A 19,631-nucleotide genomic window follows, 5' to 3' on the forward strand; every position below is an offset into this window, starting at 1 on the left:
CCATGACCTCTTCTCCTGTGCCGTTTTATCTGCTGTGCGGGTCCCTGGGAGCGGGCAAGACCACGCTTCTGATGCGGCTGCTCGAACATTGGAAGTCGGCCGGGAAACGGGCGGGTGTCCTCATGAACGAGGCCGGCGAGGTCAGTATCGACGGTCCGCGTGCCGGCACCATCGCCGAACAGGTGATGAACCTGGCGGGTGGATGCGTCTGCTGCGATACGAAGGAAGACCTCTCGTGGGGTATTGCGCAGCTGGTTCACGATCATGCATCGGACTTGATCGTCCTGGAATGCTCCGGTTTGGCGGATCCGGTCGAAGTCGTGGACGCCGTCACCGATCTGTACACGTCGCGGCTCGCCACGCTCGAACGGGTCATCGCGCTGCTCCATCCGGTCGCCGGAGAGGAAAGCCACTCCAGCCGATTCGTCACCACCCAGGCCATCCGGTGCGCGGACGAGTTGATTCTGAACAAGCGCGACCTGTATGTCCCCGGGCATTGGGAACAGTTCAAAGAATCGATCGTCCGGAACAATCCGTTCGCCCGGCTCTGGGAAACCAGCCATGCCCGAATCGATCCGGACGCGCTCCTGGCGCCCCGCACGTCCATCAAGCCGTCCCACACCAACGTAGTCTTCGGTACAGCACGGCCGCCTGGCGAACAGGTGCGTGCGCGCTATCATCCCATCGCGACCACCGTGCGTCTTCCCGGTCCCGTCAACCGCGGGCGCCTGTTGGATTGGGCGAAGACTCTGCCCAAGGACTTGGAGCGGGCGAAAGGATTCTTCCGCTTTCTCGGAGACCACAACCTGCAGGAATTACAGTATGCGCCGCCGGCGTCCGCCACCGTCACACCGATCATGTTGCTGGACGAACCAAATCACGCCGTCGTGATGATCGGACGCAACTACGACGTGGACCGCTGCGTCGACGGTCTCCTGGCCTGCATCGAACAGCCGGCAACGAGCTAACTCACTGTTTCGCGACAACACCGACGGAGGGGGTGGAAGGAAGCGGACGGCGGCGGAATCTCGGCCATTGAAGCAGCGCCCAAGCCGTCGCCGCCCCGAACAGGCCGCCCAACAGCCAGCCGCCCAGTACGTCCGTCAGGTAGTGGGCGCCGATGAAGACGCGGGCCAGCCCGATCACCGCCACAAGGGGCCAGCTGATCCAGGCCGATCGCGGGTATAGCACATGGAGGAAGGCGGCCGCCGCTGCGGTGTTGATTGCATGATTGGAGGGAAACCCGAAGGCTTTCCCGCAGGTCTCGATCTGGTGAATGTCCGGCAGCGCAACACAAGGCCGCGGCCGGGCCACCAACCCCTTAATACGGGCACCTAGAAAATCGGCGACCCCGATCACGCCGCCCAAGAGAGGAGCGGCGATGATCATTTCCTGCCGGGACAGCCACAGCCAGTACCCCCCCAGGATGACGGCAGGGCCCCAGAGGAGGTCGGGGGAGGACAGTGAGAGCGCCAGCCAGTCCAGGATACCTGACCGCCCGGCAAGGCCGTTGACGGCGCGGAAAAGAGCTTCATCCCAACTCACGCGGGCATCTTAACATGAGGCAGGACAATCGGCGATATCGGGAGCGCGCTCGTAATGAGGTGGTTCAAGCGGCTCGTTGGCAAGGCTGCCGCGAGCGAGAGCCCGAGGCGCACGGTTCCAGATACGTTGCGTGTTAGCGATACGATGCCGATGAACCACTCGAACCGCTTCAGCGGGTCCGAAAGTGAATACGGACCGTCAATTCGCCGTCGACAGGATCATCACCCTTCATCTGCGGATCGAATGTCCACTTGTTGAGTGCGGCGATGCCGGCCTGTGTCAGCTCCCGATGCTTGGCGGGCTCCAATACGATTACCGTGGTCTTGGCAGCCTTGGAAACCAACACCCGGGCTTTCATCCAGTCATCGAGAATGGTGCCTTCGAGCGCGGGAGGAATCCGGGGCCAGGGCGTGGATTTTGGCACCGGCCCAAGTTGCTGGTCCTTGTTGAGCGACAGCCCATGCACATGGACTTCCGGCAATTCCAACACGTCTTCCTGGTGATCGCTCTGATGGGTAGCCTCGTCACTGGCCACCGCGAACGCGGAGACTGGCAGTGTGCAGATGAGGAGGGCAACCACGTTAAGCATGGCGACACGAGTCAGAATTTTCATGATCCCTGCAGCCCGAATACGAATTTGTCATCATGCTCCACCAGATGCCCAACAAGGTCTTCCAGCAAGGCCGCAAGGAATCTGAACCACGAGGCGTACTCTTCGTTGTACGTCGAGTGATTCAGACGACTGAGAACGCCGCGGGAAGCCTTGTTCGGCATCTGCCTAGAAAAACCATTGGGCTCGGAAGAAGAACGACCTCGGCATGCCCGCATGGGCAATCCCGAGGCCGATGCTCCCCTCGCCGGAGTTATAGAAGTACTGCTCATTGAACACATTGATCAGATCGAACCCCAACAACATCTTCTGGTTGTCCCAGGGCAAGGGCACGACATGGGTGATCGAGGCATTATAGACGGTGTAGGACGGCTCATGCGATGAATTCGTCTTGGCTCCCTCCTCGGACGTCCTCAGACCGTACCCGTATAACATCTGGCCGGAGATCGTCGTCCGCTCCCACAGTCTGTAACTCAGCATGGCGTTGCTGGTCACGAACTGCGAGTGGTCGCAGAAGACGCCGCCTTTCGAATTGATGTCGTCGATCTCCGCCTGATCGAGCAAAAACTGCCCCGACTGCAGTCCATAGCCTTTACACTGTCCATAGGAGACGTTTCCGCGTCCCGTCAGATTCTCGCCGACCTGTACTTTCAATGCCCCGTCAATGCCCGCCTGCCATCCCCGTTCGAACGCGAAAAAATTCATCAAGGGGGTGGAGCCGAACTGCCCCGCATCCGACAGATATCGGGACAGCTTGTAGTATCCTGCAACCTGCAGCGTGGCATACTCATTGAGGGCGTGGTAGCTCCCGACCTCGAAATAGTGCGCCCGCTCGGATCTTGGCCGAAACCCGGTCGGATCATCCGGTGCCGCCGTGGTGTTCTGCGTGTTGAGATTGACAAAGGCAACCTGTTCGATATTCGGCGGGGTGAAGAGCCGGCCGTAATAGGCATGAAAGACGTTTGACGGGTTGTATTTGTACGTGACGCCGATACGCGGGCTGGCCTGACCTTCGTTATAGAATCCTTGAATCGCATCGCCGCGCAGACCCAGATTCAATGTCCAGTGCTCGTTTGGGCTCCACTGGTCCTGAAGCCAGAACTCCTGTCTGGTCTGAATATTCGTATTGGAAGCTTCCCGGGTGACGACCGGACCGGCCGGTGCGCCTCCGCTCGTGTCGAAGGCGAACAGCTGAGAGGAATTGTCCGCCCGGCTGTAGTCGATCTGAATCCCGCCTTTCACCAAATGCTGGCTGTTCGGAATCCAGGTATGGTCCAGACGTACACCACCCGAGTACGCCGTGCGTTTCTGGCTGGCCGTCTGCGCAGTATTGACGTCGTCTGCATAGGCCAGGGCATTCAACGCGTCGGTCTGAAAGTCCGCCACCCCGCGCCGGAAGTACAACCCCAGACCGAAGAAGTTGTTCGCATTCACGTCATGCCGCCAGACCAGCTGGCTGTACTGATTGTTCTCCTTCTGAAACTGATTGACGGACTGTGAGGCCGCCGGCGCAAATCCGGCCGGCAGTAACGCCAATACATCACCGTTCGCTTCAAGGCCGGGTATCGTCGGAATCTCATATTTCGCCACCGAACCGAGAAAAATCCAGCTGAAGTTGTTTCGATTATCGTGCTGATAGTCGCCGCGGAGATAGGTGTTATTCTTCTCGCTCTGGTTATGGTAGCTGGGCCGCCCTAATGTCGGCGGCTCGATTCCTCGGTTGGTCGTCACATAGCTGTTCAGGATATAAAACCTGGCCTTCTCGCCGAGGACTCCTCCGTATTCGAACGACGGGTTCACCGTTTCGTTGGACCCTCCGAACAGCTGCACCGACCCGAATCCCGGCTTCGTCCCGCTTTTGCTGGTGATGTCGAGGATGAGGGCGGTTTTGTTTCCATATTGGGCTTCCATGCCGCCCAAGATGAGGTCGGACCGCTCCCATGCCCGCGGGGGCACGATGTCGGCGAATGCACCGGTCACCGTATCCGGTATGGGAATGCCGTCGATACGGAACTGCTGGTTTGCGTGATCTTGACGGATGTGCGTTTGTTTCAGGGCTCCGTACGCGACACCGGGAATCGTCAATAACACTTCGTACACGTCGTTGTTGTTGCCGCGCGGCAACAGTTCCACCTCTTTCCGGCTCAATTGGTATGTCGTGCTCGACGCCTTGTACTGGATGGCCGGTAACGGAGACACGATTTCCAGTGCGATTTCCTGAGTCATCGAGAGGGTCAGCGTCACCGGAGCGGGCGGCTCGGCGCCGACCTTCACCACCATATACTCGCTCTTATAGGTGTCCTGCACGGCGCTGATCGAGAACAAGCCGTCTTCAGGCACCGTCAGGGAAAACTCTCCGGCCTGATTCGTGACGCCCTGCGTGACGACGGTTCCTTCTTGATCGCGCACCTGCACGATTGCCTGATCCACTCGACGCAGATCTTGATTCTGGACCGTACCGGTAATGATTCGAACAGGCGACAACTCTTCCGCATACAGTGATGCTGCAGACCAGGTACCCGAGACGACGCCCAACAGGGAAATTGCCAGACAGGCACGCCAACACGTATGAACGGGCGCAATGCGATGCATTGCCACCTCCTCATCCAACCGCCGATGAATGTGACTGAATCGAGCAACGCACCGGTGGCCCCCAGGAGCCAAACCAGAGCCCGTTGCGATGACCGGCGATTAGCTGCGAGGAGGTGCGCGAGAAGGACCGGCGGAGGAACACTCAGCGGACAGAAGAAGCGACTGCGGCGGGACCTCGTAGTGGCGGACTATTTCCCAAACGGTGAACACCGGCCCGCTGAAATCGAGTGATCCCGATGTATGGTGCTGCACCCATTGGCAGAGATCGGCATCCGAATGTTCATGTCCGTCGTCGTCCGCCGCTGCCAACTCATGGTGAACGTCCTGAGCGACGGCGAACGGCGCCATCGTGAGGAGTAGCAGCATGAGCCAGACGGACAGACCGCTGCGCCATACTTCGGATCGTCGGCCTTTGGGAAAAAGAGGATTCATGGAAGGCGGAGTCTCTAGCATAGTGCTCGGAACCCTGTCAAACCTATCGACTTTGTTGAGAATTATAGGCGTGACTTCAATAGTTTATACTGTGACTAGTAGACATTTCCCACACATTTCGTTATGCTGCGCCACCCACTGAACCTGGCGGAACCTACCACCATATCATGAACCGACCGCTCGATAATCAACACGTCATAGAAATCAAGGCGTTGCCTTCCCCTCGCGCCATCAAGACCAAGCTGCCCATTACCGATCACGCGGGAGCCTTGGTCGTCGAAACTCGCGAGGCGATCCGCCGAATTCTTCATGGCGCTGATCGCGACCGCCTCGTCGTGATCGTCGGGCCTTGCTCGATCCACGACCCTGATGCCGCCTATGAGTATGCCGACCGGTTGAAAGTGACGGCGGACTCCTTGCGCGATCGGCTGCTCATCGTCATGCGCACGTACTTCGAAAAGCCGAGGACGACCATCGGATGGAAAGGGCTGATCAACGATCCCCATCTGGATGGCACCTGCGATATTGCCGTCGGCATGGAATTGGCTCGAACGATCCTCCTCGAGATCAACCGGCGCGGACTTCCCTGCGCGACTGAGCTGCTTGATCCGATCAGCCCGCAATATATCGCCGACCTCATCAGCTGGACCGCGATCGGCGCGAGGACGACCGAGAGTCAGACCCACCGGGAAATGGCCAGTGGAGTCTCCATGCCGGTCGGCTTCAAGAACGGCACGGAAGGAAGCCTGCAGGTGGCGGTGAACGCGATGATCTCGGCGCGCACCCCCCATCATTTCCTGGGAATCAATGCCGACGGGCAGACCTCCATCATCAAGACGTTGGGCAACCCGGACCGGCACATCGTCCTTCGCGGCGGCGGTGGGAAAACGAACTATGACGCCGAGCATGTGGCAAAGGCCGAGACCGCGGTGGCCGGCGAAGGCATCGCGCGCCCCATCATGATCGACTGCTCGCACGACAACTCCAGCAAAGACCACCGGCGACAGGCCCTGGTCGCCCGTGAAGTGGTCCGGCAGTTTCAAGAAGGCCGCTCTTCCATCATGGGCCTGATGCTCGAGAGCAATCTGTTCCCCGGCAAGCAGACATGGCAACAGGGGAAAGCGCTCGCCCACGGTGTCTCCATTACCGACGCCTGTCTTGGATGGGGAGAGACGGAACAGCTGCTTGGGGAACTGGCCGACGCCATCGTGGCCAAGCCGGCCTAGCCGGCGCGGTCCCCACTCCCACCGACCCTGCCTGGAACCGCTCCATGCTCATCGATACCCACGTGCACCTCGACGACCCCCGTTTCGATGCGGATCGCGACGCGACGGTGGCCCGCGCGCGCGAAGCCGGTGTCGGAACCTTCGTCACCATCGGCTGCGACCTGGCGACCAGTCGGGCGGCGGTGGGCTTGGCAGGACATTATGAATCCGTCTACGCGTCGATCGGCGTCCATCCTCACGAGGTCAAGCACATCGACGACGGCTGGTACGATGAATTCCGCCGGCTCGCCGCGCATCCGAAGGTCGTGGCCTACGGCGAAATCGGGCTCGATTACCACTACAACCATTCATCCCCCCAGCAGCAACGCGATCGGTTTCGTGAGCAGGTGCGACTGGCGCGGGAATTACGTCTGCCGGTGATCATTCATACGAGGGAGGCGCAAGAAGACACCGTGAAGATCTTGCAGGAAGAAAGGGCCTCGGAGATCGGCGGAGTCTTCCACTGTTTCTCAGGAGACGCGTGGCTGGCCAAGGACGCGCTGGAGCTTGGATTTTATCTGTCGTTTTCCGGGATCCTGACCTTCAACAACGCGTCCATGCTGCGGGACATCGCCAAACAGACGCCGCTGGACCGCCTCTTGATCGAAACGGACTGCCCCTACCTTACCCCCGTACCGCACCGGGGGAAGCGAAACGAACCGGCCTATGTGTCGCTGGTCGCCAGACAACTGGCGGCGTTGCACGCCGAGCAGGCGGGCCTCACGCTCGAAGACATCGAACGAGTCACCACGGACAACGCCAAACGGCTGTTCAAAATCGCCTGAGCTGCCGCCCCCGCCGACGGGCCGACTTTGGCAGCTTCCTGGGGTTGCCCCGCTTCTCCGGACCGCGCCGCGGAGGCTCATCCCCCCTATCCAATTCTTTATGGACGATTGTCCTCACCGGAACGGACGAGAGTTTTCCGGCAAACTCGAGCGCCCCCATCACAAACGCTCCATGTCCCCGCGCATAGTCAGTGACCTCTCGATCGGAGCTGACGACGGCGCAATCGGATCCGAATTCCTGGGCAAGCCGCTGAATCACCTGGTCGGCTCGCTCCCCCCGCTTCGAATAGACGATCTGAATCCCCAGACGATCTTCCCGCCCCTCGAAGGGCTGCCCTGACTGCCAGCCGTCGAATACCACCGTCACCGCATGCCCTTTTCGGTGCCGGTAGGCCGACAGATCCCTCAGCAAACCGTCGCGGCCCGCCGCCAGCTGTGTCCCGTTGCGGCGATCCTGCCCGCCCATCGCGGCCAATAGATTGTACCCGTCGACGATGAGATGCATCGGCATCCGCAAACCCTACGCGCGGGGTCCCGGACTGTCAACCTCGACGGGCGCGCAAATCCCGCCGCACCCTTGACAAGCCGTTGGACTTCTGAGACATAGATGACATCCCCATTATGTCGAGCTTCGTCATGCCGTTGGCCCTCTGGCGCATTCTTGTCATCGCCGTTGCGATCAATTTGACCGGTCCGGGCTGCTACGATGCCCCCGGTCCCGCCACGGCGTCGGCCGAATCCACTCGTTCCGCCCCTGATCAACCGAGCGGATCCAAACGCAGCCGCAATTCGCGCATCAGCATGACGCCGACGACGCTCGGCATCACGACCATCCACAATCTCCGTACGACTGTTTCCCCAGACGTGACCCGGTTGGTCCTGGATTTGGATCATGCCACCCGTACCCCCGCCAAACCCGCTCTGCAGACGGAAGGCATCGTCATTGAGATCCCGCGCGCCGCGCTGGGAAAGTCAGCACAGGCCAAACTCACGCGAGGCTCGCTGGCCAAACCCTTCATCATCACCCAAGGCTCCGACAACTCCGTCTCCATCGCCCTGCCGGCCGGCACGTTTGAGTCCTACAGGCTGCTGTCCCTCTCGAATCCTCCCCGGCTGGTGGTTGACGTCGTGCCGTCGAAGCACATGGACATTTCGCCCGGTCCCGATCAGGTTGAGGTACCCCTGCCGTTCTCCCCGCCCGCCCAGCCGGTCCCGCCGCGCGCCAAACCGTTTACCACGGTCGTCATTGACCCCGGACACGGCGGCAAGGACCCGGGGGCGCACGGGCAGCGCGGGACGGAGGAGAAAGACATTACGCTCAAGGTAGCGCTCAAGGTGCGCGATCTTCTCGCCAAGGAGCCGGGGCTGCGCGTCCTCATGACCCGCGAGCGGGATGTTTTCGTGGAACTGGAAGACCGTGCAAAATTTGCCAACGGCAATGAAGCGGATCTCTTCGTCTCGATCCATGTCAATTCCCACCCCCAGCGTTCAGTGCGGGGCATCGAGATCTATCACTTCGGTGAAGCCAAGGATCAGCGGGCGCTTGAGGTGGCGGCGCGGGAAAACGGCACACCGCTGGGCAGCACGGGGGCCGGATGGGAATATCTGGTGGCGGACCTGCTCACGACGAGGAAGATCGAAGCATCCCTGGAACTCGCCTGGACCGCCAAGGAGGCGATGGTCTCGCACCTCAACGGCCACTATTCACTGGTCGATCACGGCGTCAAAACCGCGCCCTTTTACGTTCTGCGCTACACGAGCATGCCGAGCATCCTGGCGGAGATCGCCTATATTTCCAACTCGGCCGAGGAAGAGCTGCTTCGGAATCAGACATTCACCACCCGTGTCGCCGAATCGCTGCACGAGGGCGTGCGGGTATACCTGGCCGCATCGAAGCAGCCGCTTCGATAACCCGCGAATCACTTCTTCATTGATCTCATGGCCACCGTCAAACTGATCGTTGAATACGACGGCACCGCGTATGCCGGCTGGCAACGGCAGCCGGACCAGCCGACCATTCAAGAGGCGCTCGAAACGGCCGTACGAGGTCTGACGCAGATCGACGTGTCGATCGTGGGAGCGGGACGCACCGACGCCGGTGTCCACGCATTGGGACAGGTCGCCAGTTTTCGGATCGACAAGAACTGGACTCCGCGGGAGTGGATCAAGGGCATGAACGCCAGGTTGCCCGAGGACATCGCCGTCCGCTCCGCGGGCCTCATGCCCGACGACTTCCACGCGCGCTATGCGGCCAGCGGAAAATTGTACGAGTACCGCATTCTCAACCGGCCGGCTCGCTCGGCCGTCGATCGGCGTTACGTATGGCACCTTCACAAACCCTTGGACGCCGATGCGATGCAGCAAGCCGCCGCGTTGCTCCCCGGCTCGCGGGATTTCTCGTCGTTCGAAGGTTCGCTGACCGACAATGAAGACCCTATGTGCAACCTTCAACGGCTGTCGATCGATCGTGACGGCGAGTACCTTCTGATCCAAGCCTACGCCGACCGTTTCCTTAAACACATGGTTCGCGCCATGGTCGGGACCCTGGTAGAAGTGGGCCTCCGGCAACGAAGCGCCGAGGAAATACCGGTAATGCTTGCCGCCAAAGACCGCACCAAGGCCGGACGAACCGCACCAGCTCACGGTCTGTTTCTCCTACACGTCGATTACCACCAATAAATCTGCGCTGTTATACAGACAACCTCCAGGCGCTTTGTTATAGTTGCGCCGCCAATCATGCGTCCACATCGTCTCTGTACGGCGACCAATCCGTTGCAAGCCCGTCTCATGGTCGAAGACAGAACCAACGCGGACGCGTTCCGTGCCGTCCACCTACTCACAAAGGAGTGCCGCCGATGAAGATCACCGGTTTGATCGCGCTGTCCTGTTTCGTGGCTGCGTTGGGATTCGCTCCAGCAGCCGGAGCCGCCTCTGCGCAGCAGAACAAGATGAAAGCCTGCAACACGGCGGCCGACGAAAAGGGCTTGTCGGGAGAAGGCAAAGGAGAAGCGAGGCAAGCATTCATGAAAGAATGCCTGTCGGCTAAATCGGGCACGGGAGGGAAAACGGCTCAGCAGGAAAAGATGAAGACGTGCAACAAGGAGGCGGGAGAAAAAAAACTTGCGGGAGAAGAGCGGAAGCAGTTCATGAGCGGCTGTCTTTCAAGTTGAAACGACGGCACCGGGGGGCGCAGGTCTTCCTGTGCCCCCCGGCAGCAACGGCTCGAAGCAGGCCCGTCAATGGACAGTCTGTGCGGGATTACGATCGAGGAGGGACGACGTCGCGGTTTTCGAGCTTCTTGCGCAGTTGGATTATTTCCTGTTCGAGGGCCAGGAATCGATCGCTGATCGGATCGGGCAAATTGGTCTGGTCCATCGTCGCATCCGGCAGCCGGTCCCCCTGGCTCTTGATCACGCGGGCCGGTACCCCCACGACGGTCGAATTCGGAGACACGCTCTTGAGGACAACGGAATTGGCGCCGATTTTCACGTTGTCTCCGATGGTAATTCCTCCGAGGATCTTGGCGCCGGCTCCGACCAGGACGTGATTGCCCAAGGTCGGATGGCGCTTGCCGCGCTCTTTCCCGGTGCCTCCCAGCGTCACCCCTTGGAACAGCGTGACGTGATCACCGATTTCCGCCGTCTCGCCGATGACCACCCCCATACCGTGATCGATGAAAAATCCGGTTCCGATCTTGGCAGACGGATGGATCTCGATGCCGGTCGCCCATCGGGCAATCTGGGAAATCAGCCGGGGGATGAAGGGCACGTTGCGGACTTTCAGCCAATGCGCAACCCGGTAGGCCACCAACGCATGAAAGCCGGCGTAGGTGACGACGACCTCCATCCGGCCGGTAGCTGCCGGGTCTCGATCGAAGACCGCCTGCAGGTCCTGTCTGATGGCCTTGAACATCGAGTCAGTGTACGCCGTCACACCGGCTCAATCAAACAAACGGCGTGCGCCGTCATACCCTCCTCTTTCCCGACCGCATCCAGTCCTTCTCCGCTTTTCACCTTGACGTTGACGAGATCCTGGGCAATTCCGGAAACCTCGGCCAACTTCTTCTGCATGGCCGGCAAATGGGGCCCCAGACGGGGCGCCTGCGCAACGATCACCGTATCGATGTTGCCGATTCGATATCCTTTGCTTGTGAGCTTGGCGATGACGTCTTCCAGCAATTTCAGGCTGGAAATGCCCTTGTACTTGGGATCGGAGCTCGGATAGTGCCGTCCAAGATCACCCTCTCCCATTGCGCCCAACAAGGCATCGCACACGGCATGCACGAGCACATCGGAGTCCGAATGGCCCAGCAAGCCTTTGTTGTGGGGAATCTCTATGCCGCCCAGGATGAGCTTGCGCCCGGCCCCCAGGGGATGCACGTCATAGCCGTATCCGACTCGCCATCCTGATTGCTTCGACATACCGCTCCTTTAAATGGTGGACGAAAGGCGGGACGAGAGGATCGCCTCTCCGATGAACAAATCCTCCGGCCTCGTCACCTTGATATTTTCTCCGTTGCCTTCGACGACCGATACCGGCCGACCGAACCATTCGATGAGGTAGGCATCGTCGGTCGCCTGCACCCCTTCGAGCTGCGCTTTGCGATGGGCATCGGCGAGCCATGCCCGCCTGAACGCCTGTGGGGTTTGTGCCAGCCAGAGAGGGGTCCTGTCCACCGTCCGCTCGATGACCCGATCAGGGCCCACCTGTTTCACGGTATCCCGCATGGGAAGCGCGACGATGGCGGCACCCCCGGCTCGTGCGGCCGCCACCACCTCGTCGATCATCCCGACCGTGACGAACGGACGGACGGCATCATGGACGACCACGATCTCCGTCTCTGTTCCCACCCGGCTCAGCGCCAGACGGACCGAGTCTTGCCGTTCCTTGCCGCCGGCCACGACCTCGGTAACTTTGGTGAAGCCGTATGCGCGGACGATCTCCGACCGGCAGTAGTCGACATCGGCCTCCGGAACGGCGAGCACGATGGCGTCGATCACGGCGGCGGAATGGAAGGTGCGCAGGGAATGAACGATCAGAGGGAACCCGCCCAAAGCCAGGAACTGCTTGGGAACCGGTCCGCCCATCCGGAGTCCCCGGCCCGCGGCGGGAATCAGGGCGACGACGCGGCGATTATCCACGAGCGATCTGCAACTCCTCTCGCTCGGTATCCTCCTTGAGTCTCGTGAAGATCATACGACCAGCCGTGGTCTGGAGCACGCTGGTGACGACCACGTCGACGTTCTTGCCGATGTGCCGGCGGGCGTTGTCCACCACGATCATCGTGCCGTCGTCGAGATACGCGACCCCTTGCCCCGCCTCCTTGCCTTCCTTCAGGACGAAGACACGGATGGTTTCCCCGGGCAGTACGACCGGACGCAGGGCGTTGCACAGTTCGTTGATGTTGAGAACCCGCACTCCTTGCAGCTCGGCCACCTTGTTGAGATTCAGGTCGTTGGTGATGATCTTGGCGTTCATCTTTTTGGCTAACACGACCAACTTCGCATCGACTTCTTTGACCTGCGGAAAATCCTCGTCGATGATGCGCACGTCCACTTCCGGCATCTTCTGGACCTTGTTCAGGATATCCAGCCCGCGCCGGCCCCTGGCCCGCTTGAGGGAGTCGGAGGAGTCGGCGATATGCTGCAGCTCGTCCAGAATGAAGTGCGGCACCAGAAACGTGCCTTCGAGGAACCCCGTTTCACAGAGGTCCGCCACTCGCCCGTCGATGATCACACTGGTGTCGAGCACCTTGGGACACACCGTGTTTCCGGACAGCTCGAAGAATTTCTGCTCGGGACTCGGCAGTTTCTCTTTCCCGAAGCGGGCACCGATAACCAACCCCAGATAAGGCAATCCCAGCAGGAAGACCAATCCGCTGATGTGAAAGAGAAAGGTCTGGACGTCGAAAATCTCGCCGCCCACCCACTCCACCAAGCCTGTCAACAACAACCCTACCGCCAGCCCGGCCGTCCCTCCGATGATGATGCCGAATGACAGATTCCGCAGCGCATATTCCCCGGCGATAATCAGGCCTGCCGTGGCCATCCCGATCACGAATCCATACAACCAGTATGACGCATCAGCCCCCTCAGCCTTGACGAACAGGGCCGTACCGGCCAACGCGCTGAGAAGGACAAATATGGCTCTCGGTACCATACCCTCACCTCCCCCTTTGCAGGCCGTTGAAGAAGTCCGCCGGCAAGTGGCTCATCCCGCGGGCACTCACAACGTGCCGGCACGGCACACATCGTCTTACCCGCAATGTCGAAACCCCGCCTGACGGCCTTGTTGAACAACCAGCGTTCATATTTTCTTCGCGAACAACCCGCTACGGCTTGAGCGTAAGATAGATCGTCTGCCCCTTCCGCTTGAGCAGCACCAGCACCGATTGATCCTTGGCCAAACTGGCCGCCGCGCGTTCATAGGACTTGATGGAATTCACGGCTTTGCGATTGACCTCCAGGATGACGTCTCCTTCCCGCACGCCCGCTTGCTCGGCCGGGGTGTCGGGCTTCACACGAGTGACCACGAGGCCTCGTTCCGAGGGCTTGAGGCCGTACCGGCCCGCCAAGTCTTCATTCAACTCCCTGACATCTATATCCGAGAGGACCCCCGAGGGGGAAGCGGATTCTCCGCCGTCATCGGATCCCGGCAGGCTCATCGACTTCGGCTGCTCGACGATCGTCAAATCGAGCGTCTTGGGCTTCTTGTCCCGGATCAGCTTGACGGTGACTTTCCGCCCGATGGGGGTCTGCGCCACGGCATTTCGCAGATGCGTCGGAGAGTCCATCGGCTTGCCGTCGTACTCCACGATGACGTCGGCCCGTTCGAATCCCGCCTTCTTCGCCGGACTGTCCTCCATGACGTCGCTGACCAGCACACCCTTGGTGTCACCGATACCGAACTGCGAGGCCAGCTCCGGCGTGAGCTCCTGAATTGCGACACCCAGCCAACCCCGGACGACTTTGCCGCTCTTGAGCAGCTGATCCATGATCGATCGCGATAGATTGCTGGGCACGGCGAACCCGATGCCCATGTTGCCGCCGCTCTGGCTGAAGATCGCCGTGTTGATGCCCACGAGTTCGCCCCGGATGTTGACCAACGCCCCGCCGGAGTTTCCAGGATTGATCGCCGCATCCGTCTGAATAAAATCCTCGTACTCGGCGATCCCCATGCTGGCCCGGCCCACTGCGCTCACGATGCCCATGGTCACGCTTTGCGTCAGCCCGAACGGGCTTCCGACCGCCAACACAAATTCCCCCACTTCCAGCTGGTCCGAATCGGCGAAAGGAACCGCGGGCAACCCGGTGGCCTCGATCTTGACCACCGCGATGTCCGTCTTGGCGTCCGTGCCGATCAGCTTGCCTTTGAACTCGCGCTTATCGGACAGAAAGACCCGGATCTCGTCGGCCTTGCTGACCACATGATTGTTCGTAATGATGATCCCGTTGGTATCCACGATGACACCCGAGCCCTGCCCCCGCTCCTTGCGATCCCGCGGCGGCGTCTCGCGCTTGAAAAACTCATCGCCGAAAAACCGGCGGAAGAACGGATCATCGAATGGCGTGCCGTGGGGTCCGTCGCCGGGCTTTCCGTTTCGGGTGGCGGCAATGTTCACGACCGCCGGCTTCACCATCTTGGCGATCTCGACGAAATTCTTCGCGCTCGCGCCCGGCATGACCGGCTGAGGAGCCGTAGCGACCGGACGGACGATCGGATCAGGCGTAGGAGTCTGCTCCGGTCCCGCGCTTCCGTTCGGAAGCCACCCCAAGTCCGACGCGATCCCCACCCCGATCACGATCCCGACCGCCACCAACGCGAACGACAAGGCCCAAGACCGACTCAATTTCATGCGTGACCCTCTGAGAAAGACGATGACACCATGATCATCCTTACGAGCGCACTTCCGGAGGGAAGCTCAGTCTCCCGCCCTGCGTCCCTCCATGGCTCGAAGCACCTCGCCTGAGATCGGCTCCCATCGATGGGTTGCTATCGGACCTCTCCGGCGTAGATGCCCATGATCGTATGGAGAAACTTGACCGCGTCCGCCTTCGGCCGCTGGAACGAATTCCGCCCGATGATCGAACCGAATCCGCCGCCCTCCCGGATGGCGCGGGCCTCCTCGAAGACGTTTTGATCCTCTGCCTTCGCGCCGCCGGAAAAAATCACGATCCGGCGCCCGTCGAACGAGCTTTGGACGACATGCTTCACCCGTTCAGCCAGAGTCTTGATGGGAATCTGAGTCGACTCGTAGATTTTCTTGGCCGGCGCCTGTTCGAGATGGGCGCTGGGCAATTTCACCTTGATGACATGGGCGCCCAGTTGAGCCGCGATCTGCGCCGCATACGCCACCACGTCGATCGCCGTTTCCCCTTCCTTGCTGAGCACGGAACCGCGAGGATAGGACCACACCACCACCGCGAGGCCGTTGTCCTTCGCTTCCTCCGCGATGGCGCGCAACTGCTCGTACATCGCGTTGCAATGAGCCGATCCCGGATAGATCGTGAAGCCGACGGCCGCACAGCCCAACCGGAGCGCGTCTCTCACGCTGCCCGTGACGGAAGGCAGCGGATCCTTTTCGTCATGCAACACGTCATGATTGTTCAGCTTCAGAATCAACGGGATCTGACCGGCGAAATGGCTCGCTCCGGCTTCCAAGAACCCCAACGGAGCCGCATAGGCATTGCATCCGGCATCGATGGCCAATTGGAAATGATACAACGGATCATAGCCCGCAGGGTTTGGGGCGAAGCTCCGTGCCGGACCATGTTCGAAGCCCTGATCCACGGGAAGAATGACCAGCTTGCCCGTGCCGCCAAGTTTTCCACTCCGGAGCAGGCGCGCAATATTGGTCTTGGTGCCCGCATTGTCGCTGCCGTACCAGCTCAAAATCTCTTGAACTCTGTCAGCCATGTGTCCCTCCCAATCGGAGTGTTGAACAGTCTTTCAATTCATTACTTAATCCCAAGGACTCGGTATTGGCTCACGGGACCCGGGTCGAGGATTCTGCCGACTTCAGGCCGGCACCGGCTCGCGCCGCGTCGTCTCCCGGTGCTTAGGACTTGGCGAAAAAGGCTTCCGCCTCCCGGACGTCGTCCCGGCTCCCGATCAGGAGCGGCACCCGCTGATGCAATCGCTCCGGTTGGACGTCGAGGATCCGCTTCGTCCCCGTGCTCGCCAGACCGCCCGCTTGCTCGACGATCAGCGCCAGGGGGTTCGCCTCATAGAGCAACCGCAGTTTTCCCTCCGGCTTCTTGGCTTCGGCGGGGTACAGGTAAATGCCGCCGTTCAACAGGATGCGGTGCACGTCTGCGACCAGGCAGCCGGAGTACCGCCCGCTATAGGGGCGTCCAGTCCCCTTGTCGTCCATCTTGAGGTGATCGAAATACCGCTTCGTCCCTTCGGGCCACTTCTGATAGTTCCCTTCATTGGCAGCATAGATCCTGCCGCGAGTCGGGATGGTCATATTCTCGTGCGACAACAGATACTCGCCGAGTCCCGGATCGAGCGTAAACCCATGCACACCCTTTCCCGTCGCCACGACGAACATCGTGCTGGGGCCGAAAAGAAGATAGCCGGCTGCCAGTTGATCCGTGCCTTTCTGCAACAAATCCCGGTCGCCCGGAGGCCGGTCGTCCGGCTGATGGGTGACGATCGAAAAGATGGACCCGAGCGGCATGTTGACGTCGGTATTCGAGGAGCCGTCGAGGGGATCGAACAGGACCATGTAGGGCGCTTGTCGTCCCGGCTTCGATACGATCACCGGCTTTTCCATTTCCTCCGACGCCAGAGCGCACACGACGTCGCTCCGTTGGAAGACCTGCACGCAGGTTTCGTTGGCGATTTGATCCAGCTTTTTGACCGCTTCGTCTTGCACGTTCGTGTCTCCGCTCGTGCCGAGCACGTCGAGAAGACCGGCCAGACGAAGGTCGCGGGACAGGAGCTTGCCGACCAGTCCTACGTGCGACAAGAGGGTCGTGAAGGGGGGGCCCCCTCCAGGGACGGCGGTGTGGCTCCGATTAAAATATTGTTCAAGCGTCAGCGAATGAAGCGCCATGAATGCGCGGGACCCGTCCCGCAACCCCTAATATGAATGATGATGAACGATAATAACGAACGATTATAGCCTGTCTGCGACGGGACGGGCAACGAAACATGTCGCCTGTTTAGGGATGAGAATCCCCGCCGGGGAGCCCGCTCACCAGATCAGCCACAATGGAGCCGATGATCACTCGAGCCTTCATTCTGAGCGGGATCCGCCGGCCGTCGTTGGTCAGCCACACGCGGATGTTGCCCTGGTTCAAGAAGATCCCTTGAAACGGCATGATCACCAACAAACGGACCGCCTCCGCTTTTCCCCAGGTGCCTTTGATCGTCTCCAGCCCCTCCACCCGGACTTCCAGCTTATAATTTTTCTTGTCGTGGTGAACGCTGAGTGATTCCGTCGTCCCGGGAACGAACTGCGGAAGACTCCGCACGTAGTAGAGACAGGAGATCGCGTCGAATGTGCCCGGAGGAATGGGCAGCGTCTCCTCTACACCGTCTTTGACCGCGGTCACGCTCCCTTGATCATGATGAAAGGTGTAGTCGAAATCATTCTTGCGCTTGCCCTCCCGACGATGAAAGATCATGTGCTCAGAGAGAAACGTGTCGGGATTCACCCATGATTCCACTCGGTTATCCACCGGATAGAACCTGGTGATTTTGGGGCTCGACTGCGCCGTCATCACGAGCTTGAGCGAGGCCTGCGCGTTGCTGTTGCCTTCCGCGACTTCGAGCACGGCAGTCCCTGCGAGAATGTTGAGCCACGTCAGTTCATAGGTCAGTCGCTCGCCGACCTGCACGGCGGGAAGGAGCGGGCGGGTCTCCGCCCAGGTCAGGACCGTGGATCCCAGAAATGAGGCGAGGAGAAGGGCCGCGAGCAGCCACGGCCGTGGACACATTGAACCTGCTCGCGAAAGGAGAGACGGGACCAATGAGCTACTGTCCCAATGAGGTCTTCGCGTCGGCCAACTCATGCTCGACCGTGGTCCGGATCACGTCGAGCCGGGCCGGCGAGGTGGCCTCGAAGCGCAACACCAGCGCCGGTTGCGTGTTGGACGCGCGGATCAACCCCCATCCGTCGTCGAAAATCGCGCGCACCCCATCGATGGTGACCAGGTCGCGAAGCGGCAGGCGGTGCTGTCCGATCTCGTGCCGCGTCTTGAGATAGCCGGCAAAACGCTCGTGGACTCGTTTGACGACGTCGAACTTGACCGCATCCGGCATATCGACGCGGATTTCGGGGGTCACCGACGTTTGCGGAAGATCCGCCACGAGCGAGGAGAGCGGCCGCGGGCTCTTGGACAGAATCTCGATCAGCCGGCAGGAGGCATAGATCGCGTCATCGTAGCCGAAATAGCGATCGGCAAAAAACATGTGTCCCGACATCTCGCCGGCCAGTACGGCTTTTTCGCTTTTCATCTTGGACTTGATCAGCGAATGGCCGGTTTTCCACATGACCGGGCGACCGCCCTGCTTGGCGATATCGTCGTACAGACACTGGGAAGCCTTGACCTCCGAGATGATGGTGCTGCCCGGCTTCGCGGCGAGGATGTCGCGCGCATAGACCACGAGCAGACGATCGCCCCACAATACCTGCCCCTGTTCGTCGATGGCTCCGATTCGGTCGGCATCGCCGTCGTAACCGATTCCCACGTCCGCTTGATGTTGCTTGACCGCCGCCATCAAGTCCTGGAGATTCTCCAACACGGTCGGATCGGGATGATGATTCGGAAACCGCCCGTCCAGATCGCAGTAGAGTCCCGTCACGCGGCAGCCCAGCAGCTCCAACGCCTGTTTGGCCACCAGCGCCGCCACGCCGTTTCCGCAGTCGATGACGACATGGAGCCGCTTGCCGTTCACGTCCGGAAAGCTGCGTTTGATATAGGCGAGATAGTCGGGAATGATTGGGTGTTCGGACAATCGGCCCTGCCCGGACACGAACCGGCCGGCCTCCAAGATGCGTCGCAGATCCTGAATCGCCTCTCCATGAATGGCCTCCTTACCGACGCAGATCTTGAACCCGTTGTATTCGGCGGCGTTATGGCTGCCGGTGATCATGATGCCGCCCTCGATCGGCAGCGTAAACAGCGAGAAATAGACCAGCGGAGACGGACAGATGCCGACGTCCACGACGTTCATGCCGCCGGCGAGCAGCCCCCGCACCAAAGCCTGGAAAAGTCCGGGAGAGCTCAGCCGGCCGTCACGGCCGACGGAGATGGTCTTCACGCCCCGGTCATTGACGTAGGTGGCATAGGCCCGGCCCACCTGTTCGGCGATCGGTTCCGTCAGTTCTTTCCCGACGATGCCCCGAAGATCATATTCTCGAAAAAGACCCATGATATCTCCTGCTGCGGA

General features: G+C 60.4%; 20 protein-coding genes. 6 read left to right on the forward strand and 14 right to left on the reverse strand.

Annotation, left to right across the window (positions count from 1 at the left end):
* The first annotated feature begins 2 nt into the window (after positions 1-2).
* Entirely contained in the window at positions 3-968 is a 966-nt protein-coding gene (locus NSJP_RS18750) for a CobW family GTP-binding protein (protein ID WP_080888392.1), read from the forward strand.
* A 1-nt stretch (position 969) separates the two neighbouring features.
* Here the strand turns inward: NSJP_RS18750 and NSJP_RS18755 are convergent, their stop codons facing one another.
* The 4 genes from NSJP_RS18755 to NSJP_RS18770 form a co-directional block, all read right to left on the reverse strand.
* Positions 970-1,545 carry a phosphatase PAP2 family protein gene (locus NSJP_RS18755; protein WP_080888393.1) on the reverse strand — a complete coding sequence of 192 codons (576 nt, stop codon included), beginning with the start codon at positions 1,543-1,545 and terminating at the stop codon, positions 970-972.
* Between the two features lie 169 nt (positions 1,546-1,714).
* Entirely contained in the window at positions 1,715-2,158 is a 444-nt protein-coding gene (locus NSJP_RS18760) for an energy transducer TonB family protein (RefSeq protein ID WP_080888394.1), read from the reverse strand.
* 165 nt (positions 2,159-2,323) lie between these two features.
* Positions 2,324-4,747: a TonB-dependent receptor gene (locus tag NSJP_RS18765; RefSeq protein ID WP_080888395.1), complete on the reverse strand. Its 2,424-nt coding sequence runs from the start codon at positions 4,745-4,747 to the stop codon at positions 2,324-2,326.
* Between the two features lie 99 nt (positions 4,748-4,846).
* A complete protein-coding gene (locus tag NSJP_RS18770; RefSeq protein WP_080888396.1) occupies positions 4,847-5,179 on the reverse strand; it encodes a hypothetical protein in 333 nt (110 codons plus the stop codon).
* Positions 5,180-5,346: 167 nt separating this feature from the next.
* Between NSJP_RS18770 and NSJP_RS18775 the strand changes: the two genes are divergently transcribed.
* Both NSJP_RS18775 and NSJP_RS18780 read left to right on the forward strand, forming a co-directional pair.
* Positions 5,347-6,405, forward strand: a complete 1,059-nt coding sequence (locus tag NSJP_RS18775; RefSeq protein WP_080888397.1) for a 3-deoxy-7-phosphoheptulonate synthase — start codon at positions 5,347-5,349, stop codon at positions 6,403-6,405.
* Between the two features lie 44 nt (positions 6,406-6,449).
* Positions 6,450-7,229, forward strand: a complete 780-nt coding sequence (locus NSJP_RS18780) for a TatD family hydrolase (protein WP_080888398.1) — start codon at positions 6,450-6,452, stop codon at positions 7,227-7,229.
* Here NSJP_RS18780 and NSJP_RS18785 read toward each other — a convergent pair.
* Positions 7,216-7,734, reverse strand: a complete 519-nt coding sequence (locus NSJP_RS18785) for an NYN domain-containing protein (RefSeq protein ID WP_172834476.1) — start codon at positions 7,732-7,734, stop codon at positions 7,216-7,218. The two genes, NSJP_RS18780 and NSJP_RS18785, sit on opposite strands and share 14 nt — an antisense overlap.
* A gap of 116 nt (positions 7,735-7,850) precedes the next feature.
* Here NSJP_RS18785 and NSJP_RS18790 point away from each other — a divergent pair, with 116 nt between their 5' ends.
* The 3 genes from NSJP_RS18790 (at position 7,851) to NSJP_RS18800 (ending at position 10,399) form a co-directional block, all read left to right on the forward strand.
* Positions 7,851-9,140 (forward strand): N-acetylmuramoyl-L-alanine amidase family protein, encoded by a 1,290-nt coding sequence (locus NSJP_RS18790; protein ID WP_080888400.1) that lies wholly within the window; start codon positions 7,851-7,853, stop codon positions 9,138-9,140.
* A gap of 27 nt (positions 9,141-9,167) precedes the next feature.
* A complete protein-coding gene (gene truA / locus NSJP_RS18795) occupies positions 9,168-9,908 on the forward strand; it encodes a tRNA pseudouridine(38-40) synthase TruA (protein ID WP_080888401.1) in 741 nt (246 codons plus the stop codon).
* A 176-nt stretch (positions 9,909-10,084) separates the two neighbouring features.
* Positions 10,085-10,399 (forward strand): PsiF family protein, encoded by a 315-nt coding sequence (locus tag NSJP_RS18800; RefSeq protein WP_080888402.1) that lies wholly within the window; start codon positions 10,085-10,087, stop codon positions 10,397-10,399.
* 88 nt (positions 10,400-10,487) lie between these two features.
* On the opposite strand, the gene cysE is transcribed toward NSJP_RS18800, so the two are convergent.
* From cysE to NSJP_RS18845, 9 genes are all read right to left on the reverse strand, one after another.
* Positions 10,488-11,141: a serine O-acetyltransferase gene (gene cysE / locus NSJP_RS18805; protein WP_080888403.1), complete on the reverse strand. Its 654-nt coding sequence runs from the start codon at positions 11,139-11,141 to the stop codon at positions 10,488-10,490.
* Positions 11,142-11,158: 17 nt separating this feature from the next.
* On the reverse strand, positions 11,159-11,650 hold the full coding sequence (gene ispF / locus NSJP_RS18810; protein WP_080888404.1) for a 2-C-methyl-D-erythritol 2,4-cyclodiphosphate synthase: 492 nt from the start codon (positions 11,648-11,650) through the stop codon (positions 11,159-11,161).
* A 9-nt stretch (positions 11,651-11,659) separates the two neighbouring features.
* The gene (gene ispD, locus NSJP_RS18815; RefSeq protein ID WP_197685449.1) at positions 11,660-12,370 is read right to left on the reverse strand and encodes a 2-C-methyl-D-erythritol 4-phosphate cytidylyltransferase; all 711 of its coding nucleotides are present in this window, start codon (positions 12,368-12,370) and stop codon (positions 11,660-11,662) included.
* Complete coding sequence (locus NSJP_RS18820; RefSeq protein WP_080888405.1) at positions 12,363-13,388, reverse strand: PIN/TRAM domain-containing protein; 1,026 nt, start codon at positions 13,386-13,388, stop codon at positions 12,363-12,365. Before NSJP_RS18820 ends, ispD begins: the two co-directional genes overlap by 8 nt.
* Positions 13,389-13,560: 172 nt before the next feature.
* Positions 13,561-15,084, reverse strand: a complete 1,524-nt coding sequence (locus NSJP_RS18825; RefSeq protein WP_080888406.1) for a DegQ family serine endoprotease — start codon at positions 15,082-15,084, stop codon at positions 13,561-13,563.
* A gap of 137 nt (positions 15,085-15,221) precedes the next feature.
* A complete protein-coding gene (locus tag NSJP_RS18830) occupies positions 15,222-16,145 on the reverse strand; it encodes a class I fructose-bisphosphate aldolase (protein WP_080888407.1) in 924 nt (307 codons plus the stop codon).
* Positions 16,146-16,287: 142 nt separating this feature from the next.
* The gene (fbp, locus tag NSJP_RS18835; protein WP_080888408.1) at positions 16,288-17,289 is read right to left on the reverse strand and encodes a class 1 fructose-bisphosphatase; all 1,002 of its coding nucleotides are present in this window, start codon (positions 17,287-17,289) and stop codon (positions 16,288-16,290) included.
* A gap of 109 nt (positions 17,290-17,398) precedes the next feature.
* Positions 17,399-18,175 (reverse strand): DUF3108 domain-containing protein, encoded by a 777-nt coding sequence (locus NSJP_RS18840; RefSeq protein ID WP_172834477.1) that lies wholly within the window; start codon positions 18,173-18,175, stop codon positions 17,399-17,401.
* A 37-nt stretch (positions 18,176-18,212) separates the two neighbouring features.
* The gene (locus NSJP_RS18845; protein WP_080888410.1) at positions 18,213-19,613 is read right to left on the reverse strand and encodes a phosphomannomutase/phosphoglucomutase; all 1,401 of its coding nucleotides are present in this window, start codon (positions 19,611-19,613) and stop codon (positions 18,213-18,215) included.
* Positions 19,614-19,631: the final 18 nt, after the last annotated feature.

The sequence above is a fragment of the Nitrospira japonica genome (assembly GCF_900169565.1).
GTDB classification, from domain to species: Bacteria; Nitrospirota; Nitrospiria; order Nitrospirales; family Nitrospiraceae; genus Nitrospira_C; species Nitrospira_C japonica_A.